The organism is Mycobacteriales bacterium (assembly GCA_040902655.1).
Lineage (GTDB): Bacteria > Actinomycetota > Actinomycetes > Mycobacteriales > SCTD01 > SCTD01.
The window spans coordinates 81,503-104,150 of record JBBDWV010000052.1 but is presented as its reverse complement, the minus strand read 5'-3'; the positions used below and the strand labels follow the sequence as shown (position 1 = coordinate 104,150).

At 70.7% G+C, this 22,648-nt stretch carries 18 protein-coding genes; 7 read left to right on the top strand and 11 right to left on the bottom strand.

Going from position 1 to position 22,648, the window contains the following annotated elements; genetic code table 11:
• Positions 1 to 297: 297 nt before the first annotated feature.
• Positions 298 to 1,479: an MFS transporter gene (locus tag WD794_15015; protein MEX2291621.1), complete on the bottom strand. Its 1,182-nt coding sequence runs from the start codon at positions 1,477 to 1,479 to the stop codon at positions 298 to 300.
• A 200-nt stretch (positions 1,480 to 1,679) separates the two neighbouring features.
• Here WD794_15015 and WD794_15010 point away from each other — a divergent pair, with 200 nt between their 5' ends.
• The 5 genes from WD794_15010 to WD794_14990 are packed head-to-tail and all read left to right on the top strand — an operon-like array spanning position 1,680 to position 7,082.
• Positions 1,680 to 2,726 (top strand): tripartite tricarboxylate transporter substrate binding protein, encoded by a 1,047-nt coding sequence (locus WD794_15010; GenBank protein MEX2291620.1) that lies wholly within the window; start codon positions 1,680 to 1,682, stop codon positions 2,724 to 2,726.
• Position 2,727: 1 nt separating this feature from the next.
• Positions 2,728 to 3,795 (top strand): cupin domain-containing protein, encoded by a 1,068-nt coding sequence (locus WD794_15005; GenBank protein MEX2291619.1) that lies wholly within the window; start codon positions 2,728 to 2,730, stop codon positions 3,793 to 3,795.
• Between the two features lie 4 nt (positions 3,796 to 3,799).
• The gene (locus WD794_15000) at positions 3,800 to 4,678 is read left to right on the top strand and encodes an AAA family ATPase (GenBank protein ID MEX2291618.1); all 879 of its coding nucleotides are present in this window, start codon (positions 3,800 to 3,802) and stop codon (positions 4,676 to 4,678) included.
• Positions 4,675 to 6,426: a thiamine pyrophosphate-binding protein gene (locus tag WD794_14995; GenBank protein ID MEX2291617.1), complete on the top strand. Its 1,752-nt coding sequence runs from the start codon at positions 4,675 to 4,677 to the stop codon at positions 6,424 to 6,426. The genes WD794_15000 and WD794_14995 overlap by 4 nt, the downstream gene beginning before the upstream one ends.
• A complete protein-coding gene (locus WD794_14990) occupies positions 6,423 to 7,082 on the top strand; it encodes an isochorismatase family cysteine hydrolase (GenBank protein MEX2291616.1) in 660 nt (219 codons plus the stop codon). The genes WD794_14995 and WD794_14990 overlap by 4 nt, the downstream gene beginning before the upstream one ends.
• Before the next feature lie 211 nt (positions 7,083 to 7,293).
• On the opposite strand, the gene WD794_14985 is transcribed toward WD794_14990, so the two are convergent.
• The 8 genes from WD794_14985 to WD794_14950 all read right to left on the bottom strand — a co-directional run bounded on the left by WD794_14985 (position 7,294) and on the right by WD794_14950 (position 16,830).
• On the bottom strand, positions 7,294 to 7,758 hold the full coding sequence (locus WD794_14985; GenBank protein ID MEX2291615.1) for a cupin domain-containing protein: 465 nt from the start codon (positions 7,756 to 7,758) through the stop codon (positions 7,294 to 7,296).
• The gene (locus tag WD794_14980) at positions 7,755 to 8,831 is read right to left on the bottom strand and encodes an aldo/keto reductase (protein MEX2291614.1); all 1,077 of its coding nucleotides are present in this window, start codon (positions 8,829 to 8,831) and stop codon (positions 7,755 to 7,757) included. Before WD794_14980 ends, WD794_14985 begins: the two co-directional genes overlap by 4 nt.
• Positions 8,828 to 10,123: an MFS transporter gene (locus tag WD794_14975; protein MEX2291613.1), complete on the bottom strand. Its 1,296-nt coding sequence runs from the start codon at positions 10,121 to 10,123 to the stop codon at positions 8,828 to 8,830. The genes WD794_14980 and WD794_14975 overlap by 4 nt, the downstream gene beginning before the upstream one ends.
• Position 10,124: 1 nt before the next feature.
• Positions 10,125 to 11,270, bottom strand: a complete 1,146-nt coding sequence (locus WD794_14970; GenBank protein ID MEX2291612.1) for an ABC transporter ATP-binding protein — start codon at positions 11,268 to 11,270, stop codon at positions 10,125 to 10,127.
• Positions 11,271 to 11,336: 66 nt separating this feature from the next.
• Positions 11,337 to 13,091 carry an iron ABC transporter permease gene (locus WD794_14965; GenBank protein ID MEX2291611.1) on the bottom strand — a complete coding sequence of 585 codons (1,755 nt, stop codon included), beginning with the start codon at positions 13,089 to 13,091 and terminating at the stop codon, positions 11,337 to 11,339.
• A 114-nt stretch (positions 13,092 to 13,205) separates the two neighbouring features.
• Positions 13,206 to 14,321: an extracellular solute-binding protein gene (locus tag WD794_14960; protein ID MEX2291610.1), complete on the bottom strand. Its 1,116-nt coding sequence runs from the start codon at positions 14,319 to 14,321 to the stop codon at positions 13,206 to 13,208.
• Positions 14,322 to 14,377: 56 nt separating this feature from the next.
• Entirely contained in the window at positions 14,378 to 15,523 is a 1,146-nt protein-coding gene (locus tag WD794_14955; GenBank protein ID MEX2291609.1) for an ABC transporter substrate-binding protein, read from the bottom strand.
• A gap of 203 nt (positions 15,524 to 15,726) precedes the next feature.
• Positions 15,727 to 16,830, bottom strand: a complete 1,104-nt coding sequence (locus WD794_14950; GenBank protein MEX2291608.1) for a hypothetical protein — start codon at positions 16,828 to 16,830, stop codon at positions 15,727 to 15,729.
• Positions 16,831 to 16,990: 160 nt separating this feature from the next.
• On the opposite strand from WD794_14950, the gene WD794_14945 reads away from it, so the two are divergent.
• Positions 16,991 to 18,226: an MFS transporter gene (locus WD794_14945; protein MEX2291607.1), complete on the top strand. Its 1,236-nt coding sequence runs from the start codon at positions 16,991 to 16,993 to the stop codon at positions 18,224 to 18,226.
• 104 nt (positions 18,227 to 18,330) lie between these two features.
• A complete protein-coding gene (locus tag WD794_14940; protein ID MEX2291606.1) occupies positions 18,331 to 20,085 on the top strand; it encodes a thiamine pyrophosphate-binding protein in 1,755 nt (584 codons plus the stop codon).
• 7 nt (positions 20,086 to 20,092) lie between these two features.
• Here WD794_14940 and WD794_14935 read toward each other — a convergent pair whose 3' ends face one another.
• Complete coding sequence (locus WD794_14935) at positions 20,093 to 20,797, bottom strand: isochorismatase family protein (protein ID MEX2291605.1); 705 nt, start codon at positions 20,795 to 20,797, stop codon at positions 20,093 to 20,095.
• A gap of 25 nt (positions 20,798 to 20,822) precedes the next feature.
• A partial coding sequence (locus WD794_14930; GenBank protein ID MEX2291604.1) for a thiamine pyrophosphate-binding protein occupies positions 20,823 to 22,648 on the bottom strand: 1,826 nt, incomplete at its 5' end.

Here is a 22,648-nt window from a genome sequence, read left to right as displayed (position 1 = left end):
GGGCCCGGAGGCGCGGAAGACGGCGTTGCTGTACCTCGCCCCTGACCGAGCCGCCTTCTGCGTGAACAAGCTAGGCATCATCCGCGAGCTGATGGTTGTGGACGGACTGAGCCCGCGACGTCGACTACATCGACCCCTCGGCCGCGTGCGCCGGCCGTCCCCCACGGACCCTGGCCCATCAAGTCGCCGGTGTTCAACCAGGACCGGCATCCGGACGGTGGCCCTGAGCGTGTCGCAGCAGCTGCCGCGCGGGGGACGCCCTTGTGCGCGAGATCGCACCGGGCACCACCCCGGGGGTCAGGGCACCGGACCGCGCGGCACCCACCGGTGCATCGCGGCCGCGCCCAGCAGCCCGAGCCCGCCGACGACCAGCACGCCGGAGGTCAGACCGGCCACGGCCGTGACCGCGCCGAGTACGAGCGGTCCGGTACCGCTGCCGGTGTCCACGCACAACCGCCACACGCCCAGGAAAGCCGCCCGACCCTCACGCGGCGAGGCGTCGGCACCGAGCACCATCCCCACGCCGCTGCCCATGCCGTTGCCCAGCCCCATCACGGCTGCGGCCAGCCCAAGACCCAGCGCGCTCGTGGTCAGGGGCACCAGCAGGACGCCGGTCCCCATCAGCAGCATGCAGGGGACGGCCATCCAGACCCGGCCGTACCGGTCCATGACCTTGCCTGCCGGGTAGAACAGCAGCATGTCCACACCACTGGACGCGCCGAAGACCAGGGCGATCGTTGCGGCACTCAGGCCGATCTGCTCACCCCACAGCGGGATCACCGCGAGCCGACCGGCCCGCACGACGCCCAGCAGCAGGGTGCCGACGCCGAGGGTGCGCAGCACATGGCCGTGGCTGCGGACGACGCTACGGACCGTGGTCCCCCCGCCGGAGCTGCCGTGGCCGCCCCGTCCGGTGACGTCCGGGAGCAGCATCAGCAGGCCGGCGCTGGCCACGGCGGCCACCAGGTGCACGCCATAGGCACCGTCGGTGCCGCCCCAGCTCACCGCAGCGGCACCGATGAACGGGCCGAGGAAGTTGCCGATCCGCTGTACGCCCCCCAGGGTCGACAGCGCCCTCGCCCGCAGGTGTCCCGGCACCGCCTCCGTGAGGTAGGCCTGGCGGGCCAGGTGCCAGACCGCCCCGGCGGCCCCGGTCAGGCCGATGGCCACCCCGAGCACCCACACCGAGGTGGCGAGCAGGCAGACAGCCAGCGCGACTCCGACCAACGCGGTCGCCGCCATCATGGCGCGGCGCTCCCCCACCCGCATCGTCAGCGAACCGGCCGGGACGTCGGCCAGCAGCTGGCCCAGACCGACGGCCCCGACCACCAGACTGGCGACCCCGACGCTGGCTCCGAGCTCGAGCGCGGACAGGGCGATCACCGGGGCGATGGCGCCCTGGCCGATGCCGTACAGCAGCGAGGGCAGGTAGACCGACGGAGCGACCGAGCGCAGCGTGACGGGTGGCGGCGCGTTCATCGGCCTCGTCGGCCGCGGGCCGTGGTCACCCCGAGACGGTCGAAGAAGTGCCCATGGTCAGACCTTAGGTTCCTTGCGCGAGTGATGAACCTGCTCCGTCGCGCCGAGGCAGCAAGTCGTCCTGGGGGCCTTGCCACCTGACCACGACTGTGGTTCTTTGGACTGACCATTATGCCTACGTCGAAAGGGCGCGCCCAGTGATGCCCAGGCCCCCGCGCATCGCGCACCGAGTGGTGCTGGCAGCCGCGCTGGCAGGTTTGGTCGCCTGCGGATCTGACGAAGGCGGCAGCGACACCGCCGCACCGGCTGGGGGCGCTGCTGACGAGGCGGTGTTCGACGGCGTGGCCCTGGACCTGGTCGTGCCGTACGAGCCCGGCGGCGGTTACGACGCCTACGCCCGCGCGATGGCTCCCTACCTCGAGCAGTGCCTCGGCGCCACCATCGTGGTCAAGAACGAGCCGGGTGCCGGCGGCCTGCTGGCCACCAACAAGACGGCCGCCGCGCCAACCGACGCGGACCGGATCCAGATCGTCAACACCGCCGGGCTGGTCTCAGCACAGCTCGCCGGCGCGGAGGGGGCCAACTTCGACCTCAACGACCTGTCCTGGATCGGCCGGGTCTCCTCGCCGCCCAACGTCATCGTGGTGGGCGCTAACAGCCCCATCAAGAGCTTCCAGGACATGGTCGACGCCTCCTCGCCGATCCGCTTCGTCGCCCAGGGCGAAGGGGCCAACGACTACATCGCGCCGAACATCGTTGCCCAGGCCTACGACTTCCCGTACGAGATCATCACCGGCTTCGCCGGCTCCTCCGAGGCACGCACCGCCGTCATCGCCGGCGACGCCGACGCTCATGCACTGCCCGTCGACAGCCAGCTCGGCGCCATCGAGTCCGGCGACGTGCGGCCGATCGTCACCATCGACGAGGAGCCGGACCCGCTGCTGCCGGACACGCCCACGATCTACGACACCGATCCGGGCGAGGACGCCAAGGCGATCATCGACAGCCTGGTGGCGATGGGACAGACCGGCCGAGCGCTGATGGCGTCGCCGGAGATGGACGACGCCCGGTTGACGGCGCTGCGCGAGGGCTTCCAGTGCGCGGTCGAGCAGGACGACCTGCTGGCCGAGCTGGAGGAGCAGAAGCGCCCGCTGGACCCACTCAGCGGCGAAGAGACCGCGCAACTCATCCAGGACGTCCTCCAGTCGCCGGAGGAATTCACCGCCCTCGTCACGGAGAGCTACTGACATGCCGAACAAGACGACCACTGCGGTCACGCACTACCACGTGCAGAAGAAGCGCCGCGCCGACTTCCTCGAGCAGTGGCGGCAGTACCGCAACACGGTGGTGCGCCTGGCCGATGTCGAGATGCAGGACACGGCGCGGGGTATGCGCCGCGGCGTCTACGTCGGCGCCGACGGCGACCGGCCCACCCGCTCGATGGACGCCCTCGTGCACGAGATCAACCCCGGCGCCACCTCCACCGTCCACCGCCACTCCTGGGACGCGATGCTGTTCGTCGTCGCCGGCTGGGGCTGGACCGAGATCGACGGAGAGCGCATCGAGTGGGGGCCCGGCGACTCCCTGCACCTGCCGGCCTGGGCCTGGCACCGGCACGGCAACGAGGGCAGCGAGACGGGCCGCTTCCTGAGCTTCTCCAGCGAGCCGCTGCTGGAGACGATGGGCATGGCCTTCCTCGAGGACGCCGGGCAGACCCCGGCGGCAGAGCTCGCGCCGCGCCCGCCGTACGCGCCGGCCATCGACGGCGACGACCCCTACGCCCGTCGCGTGCGTCGACTGGCCCGAGACCAGGACGCCCGCCGCTCCGGCCGGCTGCACACCAGCTGGGACTCCCTCGAGCTGCTGCCGACCCCGCGCGGCACGCGCACGACGTTCCTGCTGGACAAGGCCATCGGCTACCAGGCGTCCGGCATCACCATGGCGATGTTCGAGATCGGTCCCGGCCGGGGCCAGTCGATGCACCGGCACCCGGGTGAGGCCTGGCTCTACGTCGTCGAGGGACGCGGGCACAGCTTTCTCGGCACCGAGCCGGACAAGGGCGAGAACCACCCGTGGGAGAAGGGCGACATCATCGTCGTCGACCACTTCCTGTGGCACCAGCACTTCAACGACGACCCGGACAAGACCGCCAAGGTGGTCCGGATCCACATGTTCGACAGCCTGCTCGAGACCATGCGGGTGCTGATGGATCCGATGGTGCTGTTCGAAGAGCCGTCGGACGAGATCCGCGATGCCCAGGCTGGTGACCCGTCGACGGTCGACTGGCCGGCCGTCGAGCGCCCCACCTGGCCCTGAGCCGGTGCGGTCCAGCGCCCTGCCGCAGGGCGTGCTCTCCATGCACGCCCTGCCCTCGGATCACCACGACGGCCCGTGGGACCACATCCTGGTGCCACCCGGCACCAAGGAGCGGCTGCTGTCGACCGCGCTGCTCACCATGCGGCACGGCCACCGCCTGGCCACGCTGCCGGGCCTTCCCCACGGGTTGATCGTGCTTGCCGGTCCTCCGGGGACCGGCAAGACGACGCTGGCCCGCGGGTTGGCCCAGGCGGCGGCGCGCGCGTTGGCACCCCAGGGTGCGACCACCTATGTAGAGGTGGACCCGCACGCGTTCCCGAGCGAGATGCTCGGCGAGAGCCAGCGGGCCATCACCAGGCTGCTGTACGACACGGTCCCCGAGCTCGCTGCCCGCCGGCCACACACCGTCGTCCTCATCGACGAGGTCGAGTCGCTGGCCGTGCGCCGCTCGGTCGCCTCCTTCGAAACCAACCCCGTCGACGTCCATCGCGCCACCGACGCGCTCCTGGCCGGCATCGACGCGGTCGCGCAGTCCCACCCGGGGGTGCTGTTCGTGACGACGACGAACTTCCCGCAGGCCATCGACGAGGCGTTCCTCTCGCGCGCCGACCTCGTCCTGCACGTCCCGCTCCCGGACGCCGCAACCGTCGCGGCCATCGTCGCCGCGTCGCTGCGCGAGCTGGCCGGGATCTGGCCGGACATCAAGCCGCTGGCCGAGGACGACGCGCTGCACGCCGCGCTGGCCGAACGCTGCACGGGCTGGGACGGGCGCCGGGTCCGCAAGCTGGTGCTCGCGGCCCTGGCGCAGCGACGCGAGGTGGCGCTCGACCCGAGTCTGCTCTTGGCCGAGGACCTGCACGCGGCGGTCGGGTCCGGGTCGTGAGCGTCGAGCTGCCCGTACCGGGCGGACCGTCCGCCACCTACGGCAGTGACGCCGTGGTCGACCTGCTGCGGTCCATGGAGATCGCCTACGTCCCGCTCAACCCGGGCTCGAGCTTCCGCGGCCTGCACGACTCGCTGGTCAACCACGGCGGCAACCGCAGCCCGCAGCTGCTGCTGTGCCTGCACGAGGAGATCGCGGTCTCCCTGGCACACGGGTACGCCAAGGCGACCGGCGGGTTGGGCGTTGCGGCAGTACACGACCTCGTCGGGTTGATGCACGCCTCGATGGCCGTCTACGACGCCTTCTGCGACCGCACGCCGCTGCTGGTCCTGGGCGGCAGCGGCCCGATGGACCCCGCGCAGCGTCGGCCCATCGACTGGATCCACTCGGCCACGACCCAGGCCCAGCTGGTCCGCGACTTCGTCGTGTGGGACGCCGAACCCGCGACCGCTGCGGCCTCGGTGGCGGACGTCACGCGGGCCCGGCAGCGGGCCCTGTCCGCGCCGCGAGGACCCGCCTACGTCTCGCTCGACGCCGGCGTGCAGGAGGAAGAGCTGGCCGGTCCGGTCCCGCTGCCGGACCTGGCCCTGCACGCTCCCGCACCGCCGGTTGCGGCGCTCCAGTCGGAGGTCGACCGCGCCGCAGAGCTGCTCGTCGCGGCTGAGTGCCCGGTCGTCATCGCCGGGCGGATCGGCCTGGACACCCGGGCGACGGCCCCGCTCGTCGCGCTCGTCGAGCTGCTCGGCGCGGCCTATCGCGACGACCGCAACAACGTCGCCTTCCCGACCGCCCACCGCCAGAACGCCACCGGCGACGTCGACCTGCTGCATGAGGCGGACGTGGTCCTCGCGGTCGACGTCGTGGACCTGCCTGGGCTGCTGCGGAGCAAGGGTCGTGGCCGCGGGGACACCGCGCCGCTGCCCGACGCTGCGGTGGTCGACCTCTCTCACGGCGACCTGGGCCTGCGGTCCTGGAGCAATGCGTTCGCCGTGCCCGTCCCCCGCACCGTGCAGCTGCTGGCCGACCCTGTCCTCGGTCTGGCACAGCTGACCGCCGCGGTCCGCAGGCGACTCGACCCCGCCGCGGCGGACCGGCGCCGTGACGCCGTCTGCCGCCGGGTATCCGCGCTGCGCGCGCGGCAGTGGGCCGCGGTCGAGCAGCGCTGGGACGGCACGCCGATCGCCCCCTCTCGCCTCGTCGCCGAGACCTGGCGGGCGGTCAAAGACGTCGAGCACCTGCTCTGCCTGCGCAACACCCGCACCTGGCCCGAGGGCGTCTGGCAGTTCCCGGGCGCCGGCAGCTACCTCGGTCACTCCGGCGGGGGCGGGGTCGGTTACGGGCCAGGGGCCCTGGTCGGAGGGGCGCTGGCTGCTCGCGACCGCGGTCAGCTGGGGGTCGGGATCCTGGGTGACGGCGATCTGCTCATGGCCCCCGGGGCGCTCTGGACCGCCGTCCACTACAAGATCCCGGCTCTGGTGGTGGTGAACGACAACAGCAGCTTCTACAACGACGAGCCGCACCAGGCGGAGGTGGCACGCCACCGGGGCCGCGCGGCGGACAACAGCTGGATCGGGATGCGCATGACCGGCCCGGCTGTCGACCTGGCAGCGCTGGCCCGGTCGTACGGCTGCTGGGCGACGGGGCCGGTCTGCGAGCCCGACGACCTGCCCGGCGCCCTCGGTGAGGGCGTGGCCAAGGCCCTCGCGGGCGAGGTCGCCGTCGTGCACGTGCGGACGGCGCCGCAGTGAGCGCCGCCGATCCGACCCTGTTCCGCGGCGAGGAGGTGCTCGACCCCGCACGGACGTTCCTCTGCGTATTCGACATGCTCGAGCACTACCGGGACGGCGCGGAGGCGGCCGGGGCGATCCCGCGTGTGCGCCGCCTGGCCGACGGGTGCCGGTCGCGCGGCGTCGTCGTCGCCTGGGCGCGGGCCGACCACCGGGCGGACGGCCTGGACTTCGCCCGTGCGCTGACCGACCTCGACGGCCGGCACCGGGCGTTCGGACCGGACCATCCACGGCCGCTGCGCCCGCCGCACGGCCAGGGCGACCCGGGCTACCGCACGCTCGTCGAGCTCGGCCAGCAGCCGGACGACCTCGACGTACCCAAGCACCGCTGGTCGGCCCTGCACGGCACCTGTTTGCTCCCGGCCATGCGGGCCCGAGGCGCGGACACGCTCATCCTCGTCGGCGGCTCCACCCACGTCGGCGTCGCGTCCACCGCCTACGCGGCGCGCGACCTGGACCTGCAGGTCTTCGTCGTCCCCGAGGGCCTGACCGGCCGCGCTCCCCAGCGCGCCTTCTTTGCCGACGATGTCTTCCCCCGCACCGCCCGGGCGCGGACGACTGACGAGATCCTCACCGCGCTCGACCGGCACCCCTCCCGGCGCGGGACCTCCGCCTGACCGGGACGCCCGAGGCCGGCAGGACGGGTCCGCGCGGGGCGTCAGCCCATGACCTGGCCTTGGCCACGACGTCCTCGTAGGCCTTGTTCCAGGTCTCGGGGTCGTCGAGCAGTTGCTGCACAGGCACCCGGGTAGGTCTCGAACTGGGACAGCGGGTTGTCGGTGCCCTCGACCGAGCCGGGAGCGTCTGCAGGCGCAGCCGTCTCGGTGCTCAGCCGTCCGCACCGAAGGTGCGACCGGAGAACTCCGGCGGCACCTGCTTGTTGCGCGGGTCCTTCCCCTCCAGCGGCGAGCCGTCGATGCCCACGCGGGGCGCTGAGGTCCCCTCGGGCGCCGGCACGTCGGCGCCGAAGCGGAGCAGGACGAGGTTGGTGTCGCCGGTGGACTGGAAGCGGTAGAAGGCGCCGGCCGGGATCAGGATGCCCTCGTAGCGGCCGACGACCGTGCTCTGCTCGTCCGGCCCGAAGAAGGTGGCCTGCCCGTCGAGGACGAAGAAGGTGTGGTCCTCGTCCAGGTGGGTGTGCAGGCCGTTCTCCCCGCCCTCGGCGTAGACCTTGGCGCGCACCTCGGTGGTCGCGGTGCGGGCCAGCACCTCGTTGGTCCGGCCGCTGGTCAGCAGCGGGACCTTCATGCTGTAGGAAGTCACGTGGGGCTTGCTGCCCTCCGTCGTCGTCATCGCTGGTCCTCTCCTCGACCTGTCGCTGGAACGTGCTGGTTGTGGTCGTGCGTCGGTCCCTGCCGCCAGGGGGCGTCGACGGCCATCGAGAGGTGGCCGAACAGCGATGTGAGCTGCTCGGCCACCGCCGCAGGCAGCGGGCCTGCGCTCAGGGCCCGGACGTTCTCCTCGAGGTGCGCGGGGTTCCCCGTCCCGACGAGCACGACGTGGACGCCCGGCTCGTGCGCCACGAAGCGGTAGGAGGCCTCCGTCAGCGAGGGCACGCCGGCCCGGGTGAGGAACCCGAGCGGATCGGTCAGGTCGACGGCGTCCCTGCCGACCAGGCCGGCGTCCACCAGCCGGCCGATCTCGGAGGCCAGCTGCTCGGGGCGGCTGAAGTAGCTGCGCGCCGAGGCCATGATCTCGACCGCCATGTCCTTGTCGATCGCCGCCGGGAACAGCAGGTCGCGAGCCGACTGGTTGAAGAAGGTGAAGCCCGTCATCATGACGTCCCAGCAGTCGTCCTCTACGGCGCGGCACAGCATCGTGTGCCGGGCGTCCCCGCCGGTGCTCTCGGAGATGCCGAGGAAGCGGAGCTTCCCCTCGTCCCGGAGTGCGAGCAGCTCGGGCACGATCTCGGCGACCGTGTGCTCGTAGTCCTCCGGCCGGACCCGGTGCACGTGGTAAACGTCGACGACGTCGGTACGGAGGTTCCGGAGCGACGCCTCCAGGGCTCGGCGGACATCCGTGCCGCCGACCAGCGAACCGTCCTCGCGGCGGGCGACCGTCTTCGTGGAGATCACGACATCAGCCCGGTGCCGCTGGAGTGCGCGACCGATCACGTCCTCGGTGCCGTAGTTCGGCGCCGTGTCGAAGTAGGTGATGCCGAGATCGAGTCCCCGCTGGACCAGCCCGATCGCCTGCTCCTCGGTGGAGCCCTTCTTCAGACCGAGCCGGCTCTCGCCTCCACCACCGAGGCCGCACACGCTGACCTGCAGGCCGGTGCGCCCGAAGGTCCGGTAGCCCATCCCGGGGGAGCTGATGGTGACCTCGGTCGGTCGGGCGGGTGGACGGGGTCGGACGTGTCTGCTCACGGGCGCTCGCGGGTTTCCTGGAAGACGGGGCGTGCGTCCGGCGGAGCCACCGGCTCGACCGGTTCGGCCTCTGCCTCGACCATGCCTGCGTAGTCGCGCACCCGGTTGGCTCGCGAGGCGAACCCGAGCGCGACGAGGATCGGTCCGAAGCCGCCGATGGTGAGCGCGACGACCGGCCCCACGACACCGGCGAAGGCACCCATCACCGTGTCGCCGACGGCCGGACCACCTCGCGACGACATCTGGTAGAAGGCCGTGACCCGGCCGCGGATCTCGTCGGGTGTGTCGATCTGCACGGCCGCATGCCGGATGGTCGTCGCCATGGCGTCGAACGATCCCAGCAGCAGCGCGGCGCCCACCGCGAGCCACACCGACGGTGATTGGGCGAGGCCGATGGCGGCGATGCCGTACAGCAGGGTCGAGAGCAGCAGCACCTTGCCCTGCCGGCGCGAGTCCTTGACCACCCGGAAGATCGTGTAGGTGGCCAGCAGCGCTCCGGCCGACGGCGCGCTGGCCAGCACGCCGTACCCCGTCGGGCCGAGCATGAGCAGGTCGGTGGCGATCGCCGGGAGCAGGACCCTGTAGGCCGAGAGCACCGTCGCCGAGAGGTCGAGCGCCATCAGGCTCGTGATCAGGGGCCGGTGCAGCACGTACCGGGCGCCCTCGGCGATGCTTCCGAAGATCGGCCCGGCCGCCGCACCCGTGGGCACGAGCTTCGGCACCCTGACGAACACCAGGACGACGATCAAGACCGCGTACGTGCCGGCATCCACGGCGTACATCAGCCCCGGACCGCCGACGGCGATGAGCAGACCCGCCAGGAGCGGGCCGACCAGGACCGCCACCTCGCGTGAGGGGTTGAGCAGCGCGATCGCCTCACCGATGTGCTTCTTGCCGACGATGGCCGGGATCAGCGCCTGCCGGGCCGGCTGGTCGAAGGTGGCTGCCGCCGTGGTGAACAGCACGCTGAGCACGACGTGCCAGGCCTCGACCGCGCCGGTGAACGTGGCGACCGCCAGGCCGAGCGCGACGACGAGGGACACCGACTGCGCCCACTGGAGCAGCCGTCGCCGGTCGAAGCGGTCGGCCAGCGCACCACCCAGCGGGCTGAGCAGCAGCAGGGCGACCGCCTGACCGGCCCCGACGAGCCCGGTGTAGGCGATGGAGTCGGTCAGCGCGTACACGTGGTAGAGGTTCGCCGCGACCGTGCCGCGTGTGCCGATCTGGCTGAGGACGACTCCGGACCAGTAGAGGTTGAAGTCCCGGTTGTGCAGGACCTGCGGCAACGCCACCTCAGCCGACCGGCACGAGCGAGATCTTCGCCGGGTCCAGCTGCAGGTAGACCTGCGTACCGGGCTCAATCGAGATGTCCGGGCTGGTGCGGGCCCGCATCTCCTGCTTGCCGACGGCGACGACATGGTCGACCGAGTCGCCGAGGAACGCCCGGGTGACCACGGTGCCGTGCCACTCGTTCCGGACACCCGGTCGGCTCTGGGTGGTGAGGTCGACCGCCTCGGGCCGGATGGACACGACGACCTCGGTTCCGGGTGCGAGCTCGTCCGCCGAGCCCAGGTAGAGCGGACCGTTGGCCGTCTCGACGCTGTGGTGCTCCGCCGTTGCCGCGCCGATCGTGCCGGGGATGAAGTTCGAGGTGCCGATGAACTCGGCCACGAACCGGTTGGTCGGGTCCATGTAGATCTCGCGGGGCTTGCCCAGCTGCACCACCGCGCCGGCCTGCATGACGGCGATGTGCGTGGACAGAGCGAGCGCCTCGACCTGATCGTGCGTGACGTAGACCGAGGTGATGCCCAGCTCCCGCTGCAGCCGCTTGAGTTCGTAGCGCAGGGACTCGCGCAGCTTGGCGTCGAGGTTCGACAGCGGCTCGTCGAGCAGCAGCAGCGGCGGCTGGATGACCAGCGCCCGGGCCAGGGCCAGACGCTGCTGCTGACCGCCGGAGAGCTTGGTGGCCTGCCGACCGATCTGCTCGGACAGCTCCATGGTCTCCAGCACGCGCTCGACGCGCTCGGTGATCTCCTTCCTCGAGGGCCGGTCCGCGCGCTTGCGCACCTGCAACGGGAAGGCGACGTTGTCGAAGACGGTCATGTGCGGCCAGATCGCGTAGGACTGGAACACCATGCCCAGGCCACGCTGGTTGGCCGGCATGTTGACGGTCCGCCCGGCGGACCCGGACGAGAACATCACCCGGTCACCCACGGCGATCTTCCCGCTGTCGGGCTTCTCGAGGCCGGCGATCGACCGCAGGGTGGTCGTCTTGCCGCAGCCGGACGGGCCCAGCAGGGTGAACAGCTCCCCCTCCTTGACCTCGAAGGTGACGTCGTTGACGGCGTACACGGTGGTGTGGCCGGCCTGGGCCTTCGCCGTCCTGCCCCGCGCCTTGTCTCCGGCGAAGGATTTCACGAGGTTGTCGACAGTCAGCATGGGGGAACCGTTGGTCCTTTCGACCGTTGCGCGTGGGACGTCAGCAGGGAGGTGGTGCCGGTCGGCTCAATCGTCACGAAGCCCGACCTTCGCGCCCAGCTTGTAGGCGATGGCGACCATGCCCACGAGCGCCAGGACCATGAGCACGCCGATCGCAGCCAGCACGTTGAACGAGCCGTTCTCGAACTGCTCCCAGATGAGGATGGAGAGCACCTCGTTGCCGGGGCTGTAGAGCAGGATGGAGCTGGAGAGCTCGCGGAAGCTCACGACCAGGATGTAGACGAAGCCGGCCAGGATGCCCGGGGACAGCAGCGGCAGGAGCACGCGGCGGAACGTCGTCCACCAGCTCGCGCCGCTGACCAACGCCGACTCCTCGAGCTCGCTGGAGATCTGCGTCATCGACGTGGTCGCGTAGCGCATGCCGTAGGGCAGGTACTTGGTGCAGTACGCGATCAGCAGGATGAACAGGGTCCCGTAGATCGGGATGGGGCTGCGCAGGTAGACGAAGGAGATGGCCAGGCCGAGCACGATGCCGGGGATGACCAACGGCACGAAGCTCACCTGCTCGACGATCCCGCGGCCGGGGATGCGGGACCGGACGGTGATCCATGCCGCGATCGCCATGAGCGACATGACGATGGTCGCTGCGGCGATGCCCAGGATGAAGCTGTTCCGCAGGGCCCGTGCGGCCGACCGCATGTTGAGCACGGTCTCGTAGTTGTCGAACGAGAACGACGCGAACGCGTTCGCGGAGGGCGCCTGGTAGAAGGGCAGCAAGGAGGCGTAGACCAGCACGAGCAGGGGCCCGACGACCGTGACGAAGAAGTAGATCACGATGCCGGCGCCGACGACCGGCCGCCACTTGCCCAGGTCCAGCGGCCGCGGGCGGAAACCCTTGCCGGTGACGGTCTGGAACGTCTTGCTCCCCTTGCCGATGAAGTAGCGGGTGAGCATCACCCCGATGATGGCGATGGCCAGGAGGCTGACGGCCAGCGCCCCGGCGCCGGCGTAGTCCGGCGGGTAGCTGCGCAGGACGAAGTAGATGCGGCTGGTGAAGACGTAGATGCCGTTCTGCAACCCGAGCAGGGCCGGCACCTCGAACGACTCCAGGCTGGTGATCAGGATGATCAGCACCGCACCGAGCAGCGCAGGCTTCACCAGCGGGAGGGTGATCTTGCGCAGGGTCTGCAGCCGGGACGCGCCCGACATCAGCGCCGACTCCTCCAGTGAGGGGTCCATCGAGCGGAACGCCGCGACCATGAGCAGGAAGACGATCGGCGACGAGTGCAGCCCGTCGACCCAGATCATCCCCCAGATGGTGAAGATGTCGAAGGGCCGGACGCCGAACAGGGTCGCCGTAGCCTCGTTCAGCAGGCCGATCTGCGGGCTGGCAAGGAAGATCCACGAGACCGTGTAGAGGATGCCGGGCACGATGAGCGGCACGATCGAGGCAGCGAAGAACAGCGCCTTGAACGGCACCGCCGTCCGGACGTTGAGGTAGGCGAGCGTGGTGCCCACGGTGATGGACAGCAGCGCGGCGCCGCCGGCGAAGGCCAGCGAGTTGCCGAACAGCTCACCGATCCGGCCGTTCCCGTACGCACGCTCGAAACCACCCAGGTCGAAGCCCGTGGCGTCGAAGAAGGTGCCCCAGAGCAGGTACACCAGCGGGACCAGAGCCAGGTAGCCAATGGCGCCCGCGACCCCTACGACGATGAAGAACTTGGGCGAGAGCGGCAGCCTTCTCCGGGGGGCGGCAGGGACCTCGGACGTGGTCGCCTCGATCCGCTCCTCGCCCGGAACCGGAGGGATGGTCAACGTCATCGGGGGAAAGGCTCCTCGATCGATAGGACGTGTTTGCGATGGGCCGCACCAGAGGTCGTCAGGACGTACGCCCGACCGGGAGGTGCCGTGACATGCACGGCACCCCCCGACGGGTCACTTGACCGTCTTGACGCCCGAGAGCAGCTCGTCGTACTTGCCGCTCCACTCCTGGCCCTCGGTGAGCAGCTTCTGGCTGTCGATCGCGACCAGCTCGTCTTCGGCGAACGCCTCACCCTCCTGGATGGCGGGGGTGAGCTCCATGCCGGCGATGACCTGCTGGCCCTCCTCGAGCAGCCAGTCCATGAACAGCATCGCGGTGGCCGGGTTCTCGGCGTTCTTCATGCAGCTGCCGCCGTTGGGCCGGGCGATGACCGGCTTGACGTACGGCTGGGTCTCGACCGGTGCGCCGGCGGCCTTGGCCGCCTCGACGATGTAGGTGTAGTTCGAGGCCGCGAGGCCGAACTGGCCGGCGCTCATGAGTTCGGCCATGACCGTGTGGCCCTTGACGACGACGGCTCCGTCGACCATGTCGGCGAACAGTTTGTCGATCTCCTTCTGGGTCTTGCCCTTGGACAGCCAGTAGTCGGTCAGGCCGAGGTACCAGTCGTAGTCACCGAGCTCGAGAGCCAGCTGGCCGTCGTACTTCGGGTCGGCCAGGTCTTCCCACGTCTCCGGCGGGTCGGAGATGATGTTGGTGTTCCAGCTCGGGGCGAAGATGTTGAAGCGGGTGGAGACCCAGTCCTTGGACACTCCGGCCTCGGGCACCTGGTCGATAAGCTCCTGGGCGCTGCACTGGACCATCACGCCCTCCTGCTGGAGCGCACCGAGCTCGCTGCCGTTGGTCTCGACCACGTCGTTGCCGGGGAAGCCGGCGTCGGCCTCTTGCAGGATGCGCTGCAGGACCGTCTCCGAGCCGGCGCGGTAGACACTCGGCTCGATGTCGAAGGTGTCCTCGAAGGCCGACACGACCTCGTCCAGGACGTCGGCGTTCATCGAGGTGTAGAGGTTGAAGCCCTTCTCCTCCGCGGCGAGCTCGACCAGGCGGTCGCGCCGCTCCTGGCCCGACAGGCCGCCGATCTCCTCGTAGAGCTGCTCGGCGTCGGTGGGGCCGCTGTCCTGGTTGTTGCCGGCTCCGGAGGACGGCGAGGTCGGGCTGCCGCCGCAGGCGGCCAGGACGACGATCGCGCCGGCCGCGACGGCGGTGCGGGCGACGGTGCGGGGCTTCCGCATGGATGTGCTCACTCTCTCGTAGCTGGGGGTGGTGCGGGGACGGACGGGGCGGGACGTCACCCGGAGGCCTGGCCGTTGGCGACGACGTCCTCGTAGGCCTTGTTCCAGGTGTCGGGGTCCTCGAGCAGCTTGTCCTCCGGCACCGGGTAGGTCTCGTACTGGGAGAGCGGGTTGTCCGTGCCCTCGACCGAGCCGATGCGGAAGGCCTCCTTGAAGACCTCTTGGCCGCCGGTGAGCTCGAAGTCGACGAACAGCGTCGCGGCGCACGGGTTGGTCGCGGTCTTGACCAGCCCGATGCCGTTGGGGCGAACCACGATCGGCTGCACGGGCTCACCGGTGGCCGGCATCCACTGGACCGGCCCGCCCTTGTCGGCGGCCTTGTCGACCGTGTGGCTGTAGAGCGAGACACCGATGTCGAACTGGCCGGCCGAGAGCAGCTCGCCCTGCACGGTGTGGCCCTTGACGACCTGCGAGTTCGCGGCCAGACGGGTCATGAAGTCGGTGTACTTCTCCTCCGCCCAGCCCTGCTCCTCGACGTAGTAGTCGTGCAGCGCGGCGAACCAGTCCACGTCACCGACCTCCATGGAGATCCGGCCCTTCCACTGCGGCTCGGCCAGCTCCTCGAAGGTGGTCGGCACCTGCTCGGGCGCGACCTTGTTGGTGTTCCAGCCGACGACGAAGGCGTTGAAACGGGTGGCCGTCCAGTCCTCCGACTGGCGGCCCGCCTCGAGCACGGAGTCGCGCAGCTCGCTCTGGTACGGGTAGAGCAGGCCCTCCTGCGAGGCGACACCGAGCTCGAGGGCGTTGGTCTCGAAGATGTCCGCGCCGTAGTAGGCGGCCGCGTCCTCCTGCAGCAGCCGCTGCAGGACCGACTCCGAGCCGGCGCGGTAGTTGTTGACGTCGATGTCGTACTCGTCGGTGAAGCCGTCGATCAGGTCTTCCATGTCGGTGTTCGACGTGTAGACGTTGAGCTGACCCTCCTCCTCGGCGCAGGCGACGAGCTCGTCGGTGCGCTCCTGGCCGGAGAGGCCGTTGATCCGGTCGTAGGCTTCCTTGGCGTTCACAGCGACGTCGGAGCCCTCCCGGCTGCTGCCGCCGCGCTCCGCGCTCTGTGAGGAGCCGGTGGGCGATCCGCCGCAACCGGCGAGCACGAGGCTGGCCGCCACGGCGGCCGCGGCCCGGGTGGGGAGGGAAGAACGCATCAGGGACTCCTGCGACAGAGGGTCGGGACGGGGTGGGGCGAGCAGATCCGGGGACGGCCGTAGCGGCGTGCACTGTGAGCCAGGTAACAGCCCTGGTCCTAAGGTCTTACCATTAACCCATAGACATGGCAAGGCTCCAGCGCTTGCTCCGGCCCGTCGTCGTGCAACCGTGACCTCGTCCAGGCGTGGCCGTCTGCGCGAGGTCAGTCCCTGATGTCCTGGAGGAACCACGCGGTCGGCAACTCCCGGCCGAGGCCCTGAGCCACGCACTGCTCGTAGACGAGACCGGCGACAGCGAAGAATTGCGCGCCCTGGATGTTGCCCCGCTCGGAGTAGGTGATCTCCGTGTTGCTCGTGCGCACCTGGACACCGCCGAGCACGACGTCCTCGAACGACACCCTGCGCGGTGCGCCGGCGCCCTCCGGCGGACGTCGGACGCTGCCGTGCCGGTGCTGATCCCAGACGGGGTCCTGCGGACGAGCTGCGTAGGAGATGTACTCGTCGGTCGGCCGCCACGTCGGGTCGTTGAGCGGCGCCGGCGCCGTGCCCAGCCGCAGCCACACGTCGATGACCTCGCTGCTACGGGCGTCGGACCGCCCGCCGATGCAGGTCACGTGCGTACCGGGCTCGAGCCAGTCCCCGATGATGACCTCGGCCGAGGCGTCGGTGCAGCCCGAGACGATGTCGGCGCCCCGGAAGGCCTCGCGCGCCGTCTCCACCGCGACGACCTCGATGCCGTACCGCTCGGTCATCTCGCCGGCGTAGCGCTCCCGGTTGGCCCGGGTCGGGCTGTACACCTGCACCCGCTCCAGGTCCCGCACCAACAGGATCGACTCCAGGTGGCTGCGGGCCATCCCGCCCGAGCCGAGCATCCCCAAGACCTTAGCGTCCTCTCGGGCGGCGTACTTCACCCCGATCGCCGAGTCCGCTCCGACCCGCATCTGCTGCAGCACCCCGTCGTTCAGGATCGCCAGCGGCTCCCCGGTACGGGTCGAGAGCAGGAAGACCAGCCCGCAGAACGTGCCGGGCTCGACGCAGAACTTCTCCTGGGTACGCGTCCCGCCGTACTCGACCTCGGTCAGCACGTCGGACTTCATCCGGATCGCGTAGTAGCCAGACGTCGTCGAACCGCCCTCCATCGTCCCCCACTGGTAGACCGCCTGCTCGTCCACCGGGAAGCGCAGGTCGATCCGCGGGCGGCACAACGCCTCCCCCGCAGCCAGATCTCGATAGGCCTGCTCCAGCACCTCCACCACGGCCGGCATCTCGAGGACGGACGCGGTGGTCGGGTTGTCGATCAGCAGCACAGGATTTCCTCCTTGGCGGTCTGTTGGTCATACCATTCGAAGCGGTGACGAGGAAGGGGGCGGCAATGCGCGTTGCGACGACGTTGTCCCCTACGGCCCACGCAGCATGAGGAGATTCGCCCGCGCAGCCCGGCGGACGCACCGCCGCACGTTCCGCTCCTTGAAGGAGCCGAACTACCGGCGCTACTTCCTCGGCCAGGCGGTGTCGGTCATCGGCACCTGGATGCAGCGCGTCGCGCAGGACTGGCTCGTGCTGACGCTCACCGGCAGCGGGGTGGCCCTGGGCATCAGCACCGCCCTCCAGTTCGGCCCGATGCTGGTGCTCGGCCTGTGGGGAGGGACGGTCGTCGACCGCGTTGACCGCCGTCGGCTGATCATCGGAACGCAGGGCGTCCAGGCAATCCTGGCCGCGGTCCTGGCGATCCTGGCGCTGACCGGCCTCGTCGAGCTCTGGATGGTCTACGCACTCGCGCTGGCCCTCGGGCTCACCACGGTCCTGGACTCCCCCGCCCGGCAGGCGCTGATCGGCGAGATGGTGGAGCCGGCCGACTACGTCAACGCGCAGGCGCTCAGCTCCACCGTGCACAACGCCGGGCGCCTGGTCGGGCCGGCGATCGCCGGGCTGCTCATCGCGACCACCGGCGTGGGCATCGCCTTCGTCGTGAACGCACTGTCTTTCGTGGCCGTCTTGGTCGGCCTGCTGCGCATGGACCCGACGAGCATGCGCAGCCGGCCGGCCCGGGGCCCGCGCAAGGGCCAGGCCCTCGAGGGGCTGCGCTACGTGCTGTCCCGACCAGACCTGCGCGCTGTCCTCCTGCTGGTCGGCATCGTCGCGCTGTTCGGTCAGAACTTCCGCGTCGTGCTGCCGCTGCTGGCGCAGTCCACCTTCGACGGCGGGGCCGAGGTGTACGGCTACCTCACGGCAGCACTGGGGCTCGGAGCGGTCCTCGGCGCGCTGTACAGCGCCTCGCGCGAAACGGCCACGTCCTGGGGACTGCTGCTGTCCTGCCTGGCCTTCGGCGTGGTCAATCTGGTGGCTGCCGCTGCCCCCACGCTGGTCGCCGCCTACGCAGCCATGGTTGCCATCGGCTTCGCCAACATCGTCTTCAACACGCTCGGCCGGACCGTTCTCCAACTCGGCAGCGACCCCGGCATGCACGGCCGGGTCCTGGCCCTGCATGGCCTGGTGTTCCTCGGTTCCACCCCCATCGGCGGCCCTCTGCTCGGCTGGATCTGCGAGCTGTTCGGCGCCCGGGCCGGGCTGCTGGTGGCCGGCGCCACGGCTGTCGTGGCGGGTCTGGCCCTGTTTCCCCGGCTGCGTGCACTCCGCGGGGCCGTCGACGACCCCGCCGGACAGGTGCCCCCGCCCGACACGGTGGGCCCGGCGATCACCTGATTCCGTGCTGGCCATCACCGGACGTCTATTGGTATTACTATTTGCCCGTCCGGAAGCCGGTTGCCACCAGCAAGCCGCCCGCCCATCGGAATCGGAGAGCGACCGTGCCTGCTCCCTACGACAAGCCCACCTACGGCTCCGACGTCATGGTCGACGCCATGCGGGCGATGGGTTTTCCCTACGTGGCGCTGAACCCTGGTTCCTCGTTCCGAGGTCTGCACGACTCGCTGATCAACTACGCGGACAACGAGATCGAGATGATCGAGTGTCCGCACGAGAAGATCGCGGTCGCCCTCGCGCACGGCTACGCAAAGACCACCGGCCGGCCGATGGCCGTCATCCTGCACAACGTCGTCGGTCTTCTGCAGGGGACGATGGGCATCTACTACGCCCACATCGACCGCGCCCCGGTGGTCGTGTTCGGAGGGTCGGGGCCGGCGGCGTACGACAAGCGCCGCCCCTACATCGACTGGATCCACGGCGCGAACGTGCAGGGCAACGCCGTGCGCGACTACACCAAGTGGGACTACGAGCCGCGTTCCCTCGAGTCGGTGCCGCAGGCCGTGGCCCGCGGATACCGGGTCGCCGCCAGCCAGCCGGCAGGGCCGGTCTACATCGCCCTGGACGCCGGACTCCAGGAGCAGCTGCTCGACGACCCGGTCCCGATGCCGGACTTCGACCGGCTCAAGGTGCCGGCCACGGTGGGTCCCGACCCCTCAGCCCTGCGACAGCTCGCCGAGCAGCTGGTCGCCGCCGAGCGACCCGTCGTCATCCCCGGCTACGCCGGGCGCGACCCGCAGTCCTTCCAAGACCTGGTCTCCCTGGCCGAGCTGATCGGCGCAGGCGTCGACGACACCGGCGTGCGCCTGAACTTCCCCAACCGGCACCCCCTGTGCGTGACGGGCACCAAGGCCCTCGAGGAGGCTGACTGCCTGCTGTTCCTCGACGTCAAGGACATGGGCAAGCCCACCCAGGTACTCGAGTCGACGACGCGCACGGTCCAGTCGCGGCTCGCGCCCGGGTGCCGCGTGCTCGACCTGGGCTTCAACGACGTGGGCCTGTCGTCCTGGAGCGAGGACTACGCCGCCCTCGTCGAGACCGACCTGCAGGTCACCGCCGACACCTCGATCGCCCTGCCGATGCTGCTCGAGCTGTGCCGCGAGCTGGTGGCCACGGAAACGGCCGAGCGTGGGGATTCGCGCGCCGCACGCCGGGAGGCCCTGGCGGCGCTGCACGCTGCGGCCTGGGAGGGCTGGCGCGCGCAGGCCGCCGGGCTGGCCGACAAGTCCCCCGTCTCGACCGCCAGGCTCGCCGCAGAGGTCTGGGAGGTCATCCGGGACACCGACTGGGTCCTCACCGCAGGCACGGCCTCGGAGTGGGCGAAGAAGACCTGGGACTTCGACCAGCCGCACCGCCACCCTGGCCGGCAGCTGGGCACCGCGACGCAGATCGGGATCTCCCTCGGAGTCGCCCTGGCGCACAAGGGGACCGGCCGCCTCGTGGTGGACCTGCAGCCTGACGGTGACCTCATGTTCGACGCCGGCGCCCTCTGGGTCGCGTCGTACTACAAGATCCCCATGCTCGTCGTGATGTTCAACAACCGGGCGTACTACAACGACTGGGAGCACCAGGAGCGGCTTGCCCGCCAGCGCGGAACCCCGGTCGAGCGCGCGTACATCGGAATGGAGATCGACAACCCGGCACCGGACTTCGCGGCGCTGGCCCGGTCCTTCGGCTGGGAGGCCGAGGGCCCCATCACGAACCCGGACGACGTGCGGGCAGCCGTCCAGCGGGCGGCGGACCACGTGCAGGCGACCGGGATGCCGGCCCTGGTCGACGTGGTCTGCCAGATGAAGTAGTCGCCGTTCAGGCGAAACTCTCGGCGTAGCTGCCGATCTCACGCAGCAACCCGTCGAGGGGCAGGACGTCGGCGTACTTGTCGTGCATGTCGAACAGGTTGATCGCGTGCGAGGACTCGCTCCGGTCGTAGACGCACTCCAGCGGCACCACGACCGACAGCCGCGAGCTCACGGCGTCGGTGACGGTCGCCCCTACGCAGCCGCTCGTGCGCTGCCCGACGACGATGACCGTCCTGCAGCCCAGCAATGTCAGCAGTGCCGTGAGCGGCGTGCCGGAGAACGCGTTCGGGGCGGACTTGGCGAGCACCGGCTCGTCCGCCGCGGGTGCGGCCTGCGGCACGAACTCGAAGTCGGACGACCGCCGCGCCAGCGCGTCCGGGCCGTCGCCACCGGCCTCTCGGCGGCCCCCGCCACCCGAGCGCCAGGTAGGGATCCCGGACCAATCGGGCGGCAGACCGACGACGTGCACGACAGGCACTCCCACCCGTCGACAGGCCGCCATCAGCTCGGCGATCCGCTCGATCGCCGCCCAGCCGGCCGATCCCGCCGAGCTCGTCCGCGCACCGACTCCTCCACGGGCAGCGATCGGTCGGCGACGCCCGCGCGGTAGTTGTCGACGCTGTGGAGCACGACCCGCGACGGCTGCATCCGACGACGCGGCGGGAACGCCGCCGCCAGGCGACGGTCGCGCGCCGCCTGGAAGGCCTTCCACGGCTTCGGCTAACCCTCGGCCATCGTCAGCCGCGGGCCGTCTTGACGTGCACGACGACAGTCGCCCCCAGCCGCGCCTCCCGCACACCACGAGCGAAGGCCTCAGCCAGGTCCGCCGGGTCGTCGACCGGGCCGATGCCGGCACAGCCGTAGGACCGGGCCAGCGCGGCGAAGTTGACAGGCGGGGCGGAGATCCGCATACCGATCCAGCTGTTCTCCACAGGCCGTCCACGCCGCGTCGCGACGGCGGCCTGGTGCGGCTCGTCGTTGTAGAACGAGCCGTTGTCGTTCACGACGACCAGGGCCGGGATGCCGTAGTGGGTCGCCGTCCACAGGGCGCCCGCTGCCATCAGGAGGTCACCGTCGCCGATGATCCCGACGCCGAGCTGACCGCGGTCGCGGGCCGCCAGCGCACCACCGATCAGCGCGCCCGGGCCGTAGCCGACACCACCCCCGGCCGGAGCGCCCAGGAAGGTGCCCGCACCGGCGAACTGCCACGCCCCCTCGGTCCAGCTGCGCGTGTTGCGCAGGCAGAGCAGGTGGTCCACGTCCTTGACCGCCGTCCAGAGCTCGGCCACCAGCCGCGCCTGGGAGATCGGGCGGTCGTCCCAGCGGTCCTGGACGAGCTCCAGCTGGCCCTGCCTCAACCGCGCCGCGCGCTCGCGCACGCCAGCGGCGCGCTCGTCCCGGGCCGTCGGGTCGACCCGCGCGCGCAGCAGCTCAGCCAACTGCCCCAGCACGTGCAAGGGATCGCCGAGCAGGTGCACGTCGCGATCCACCGCCTCCACCAGCGCGTTGCTCCAGGACTTCAGGCCGAGGTCCCCGTAGGAGAGGTCGACGATGCGCGGTCGGTCGAGCCGCTCGGCAGGCGTCCCGCGCGCGCCCTTGGACTGGCCGCGCAGCAGCGCGTTCAGGTCCACCACGTCGACGGTGAGCAGGACGTCCGCCTCCTGCAGGAGGGTCGCGTCACCGGAGCAGTTCTGCGGGTGGGCGGTCGGCAGGACGACGGCGTTGCGGTCGTCGCGGTAGGCCGCGCCGAGCAGCTCGACGACCTCGGTGACGAGCCCGGTGGCCCGCGGGTCCAGGCTCACGCGCCCGGCCACGACGACCGGCCGCTCGGCCGCGAGCAGGAGGGCGACGGCGTCCTCGAGGTCGTCTGCCATGGCTGCCGTCCCGCGCATGGGTGCACGCAGCCGGATGTCCGGCAGCGAAACCGGCTCGACCAGCGCAGCCTCCTGCACGCCTGCGTCCAGCGAGACGTACGTCGGGCCCTGCGGCGCCGACATCGCCCGCTGCGCCGCGCGCAGAGTGTCGTGCACGAAGGCCTGAGCCGTCATCGGCTCGGCATCCCAGACGACGTAGTCGCGCACAAGCTGCGCCTGGGTCGTGGCCGAGTGGATCCAGTCGATCGGGCGGCGCTGGACCGGGTCGGCCGGGCCGCTGCCTCCCAGGACCAGCATGGGGGTACGGTCGCAGTAGGCGTCGTAGACGGCCATCGAGGCGTGCATGAGACCGACGAGGTCGTGGACGGCCGCGACGCCGAGCCGGCCGGTGGCCTTGGCCCAGCCGTTCGCCATCGAGACGGCGATCTCCTCGTGCAGACACAGCAGCAGCTGGGGAACCCGGTTGCCGCCGTAGTTGACCAGCGAGTCGTGCAGCCCCCGGAAAGACGATCCCGGGTTCAGCGGGACGTACGGCACGTCCAGCGCACGCAGCACGTCAACGACCAGGTCACTGCCCCACGCGGCGGGCGAGCCCGGCGCCTCAGGGTCGACCGGCTCCTCGACCTCGTCCATGCAGCTTCCGTCCTCTCGGGAGTGCGAGCGCGGGCGACGCCCGTCGGCGTCGCCCG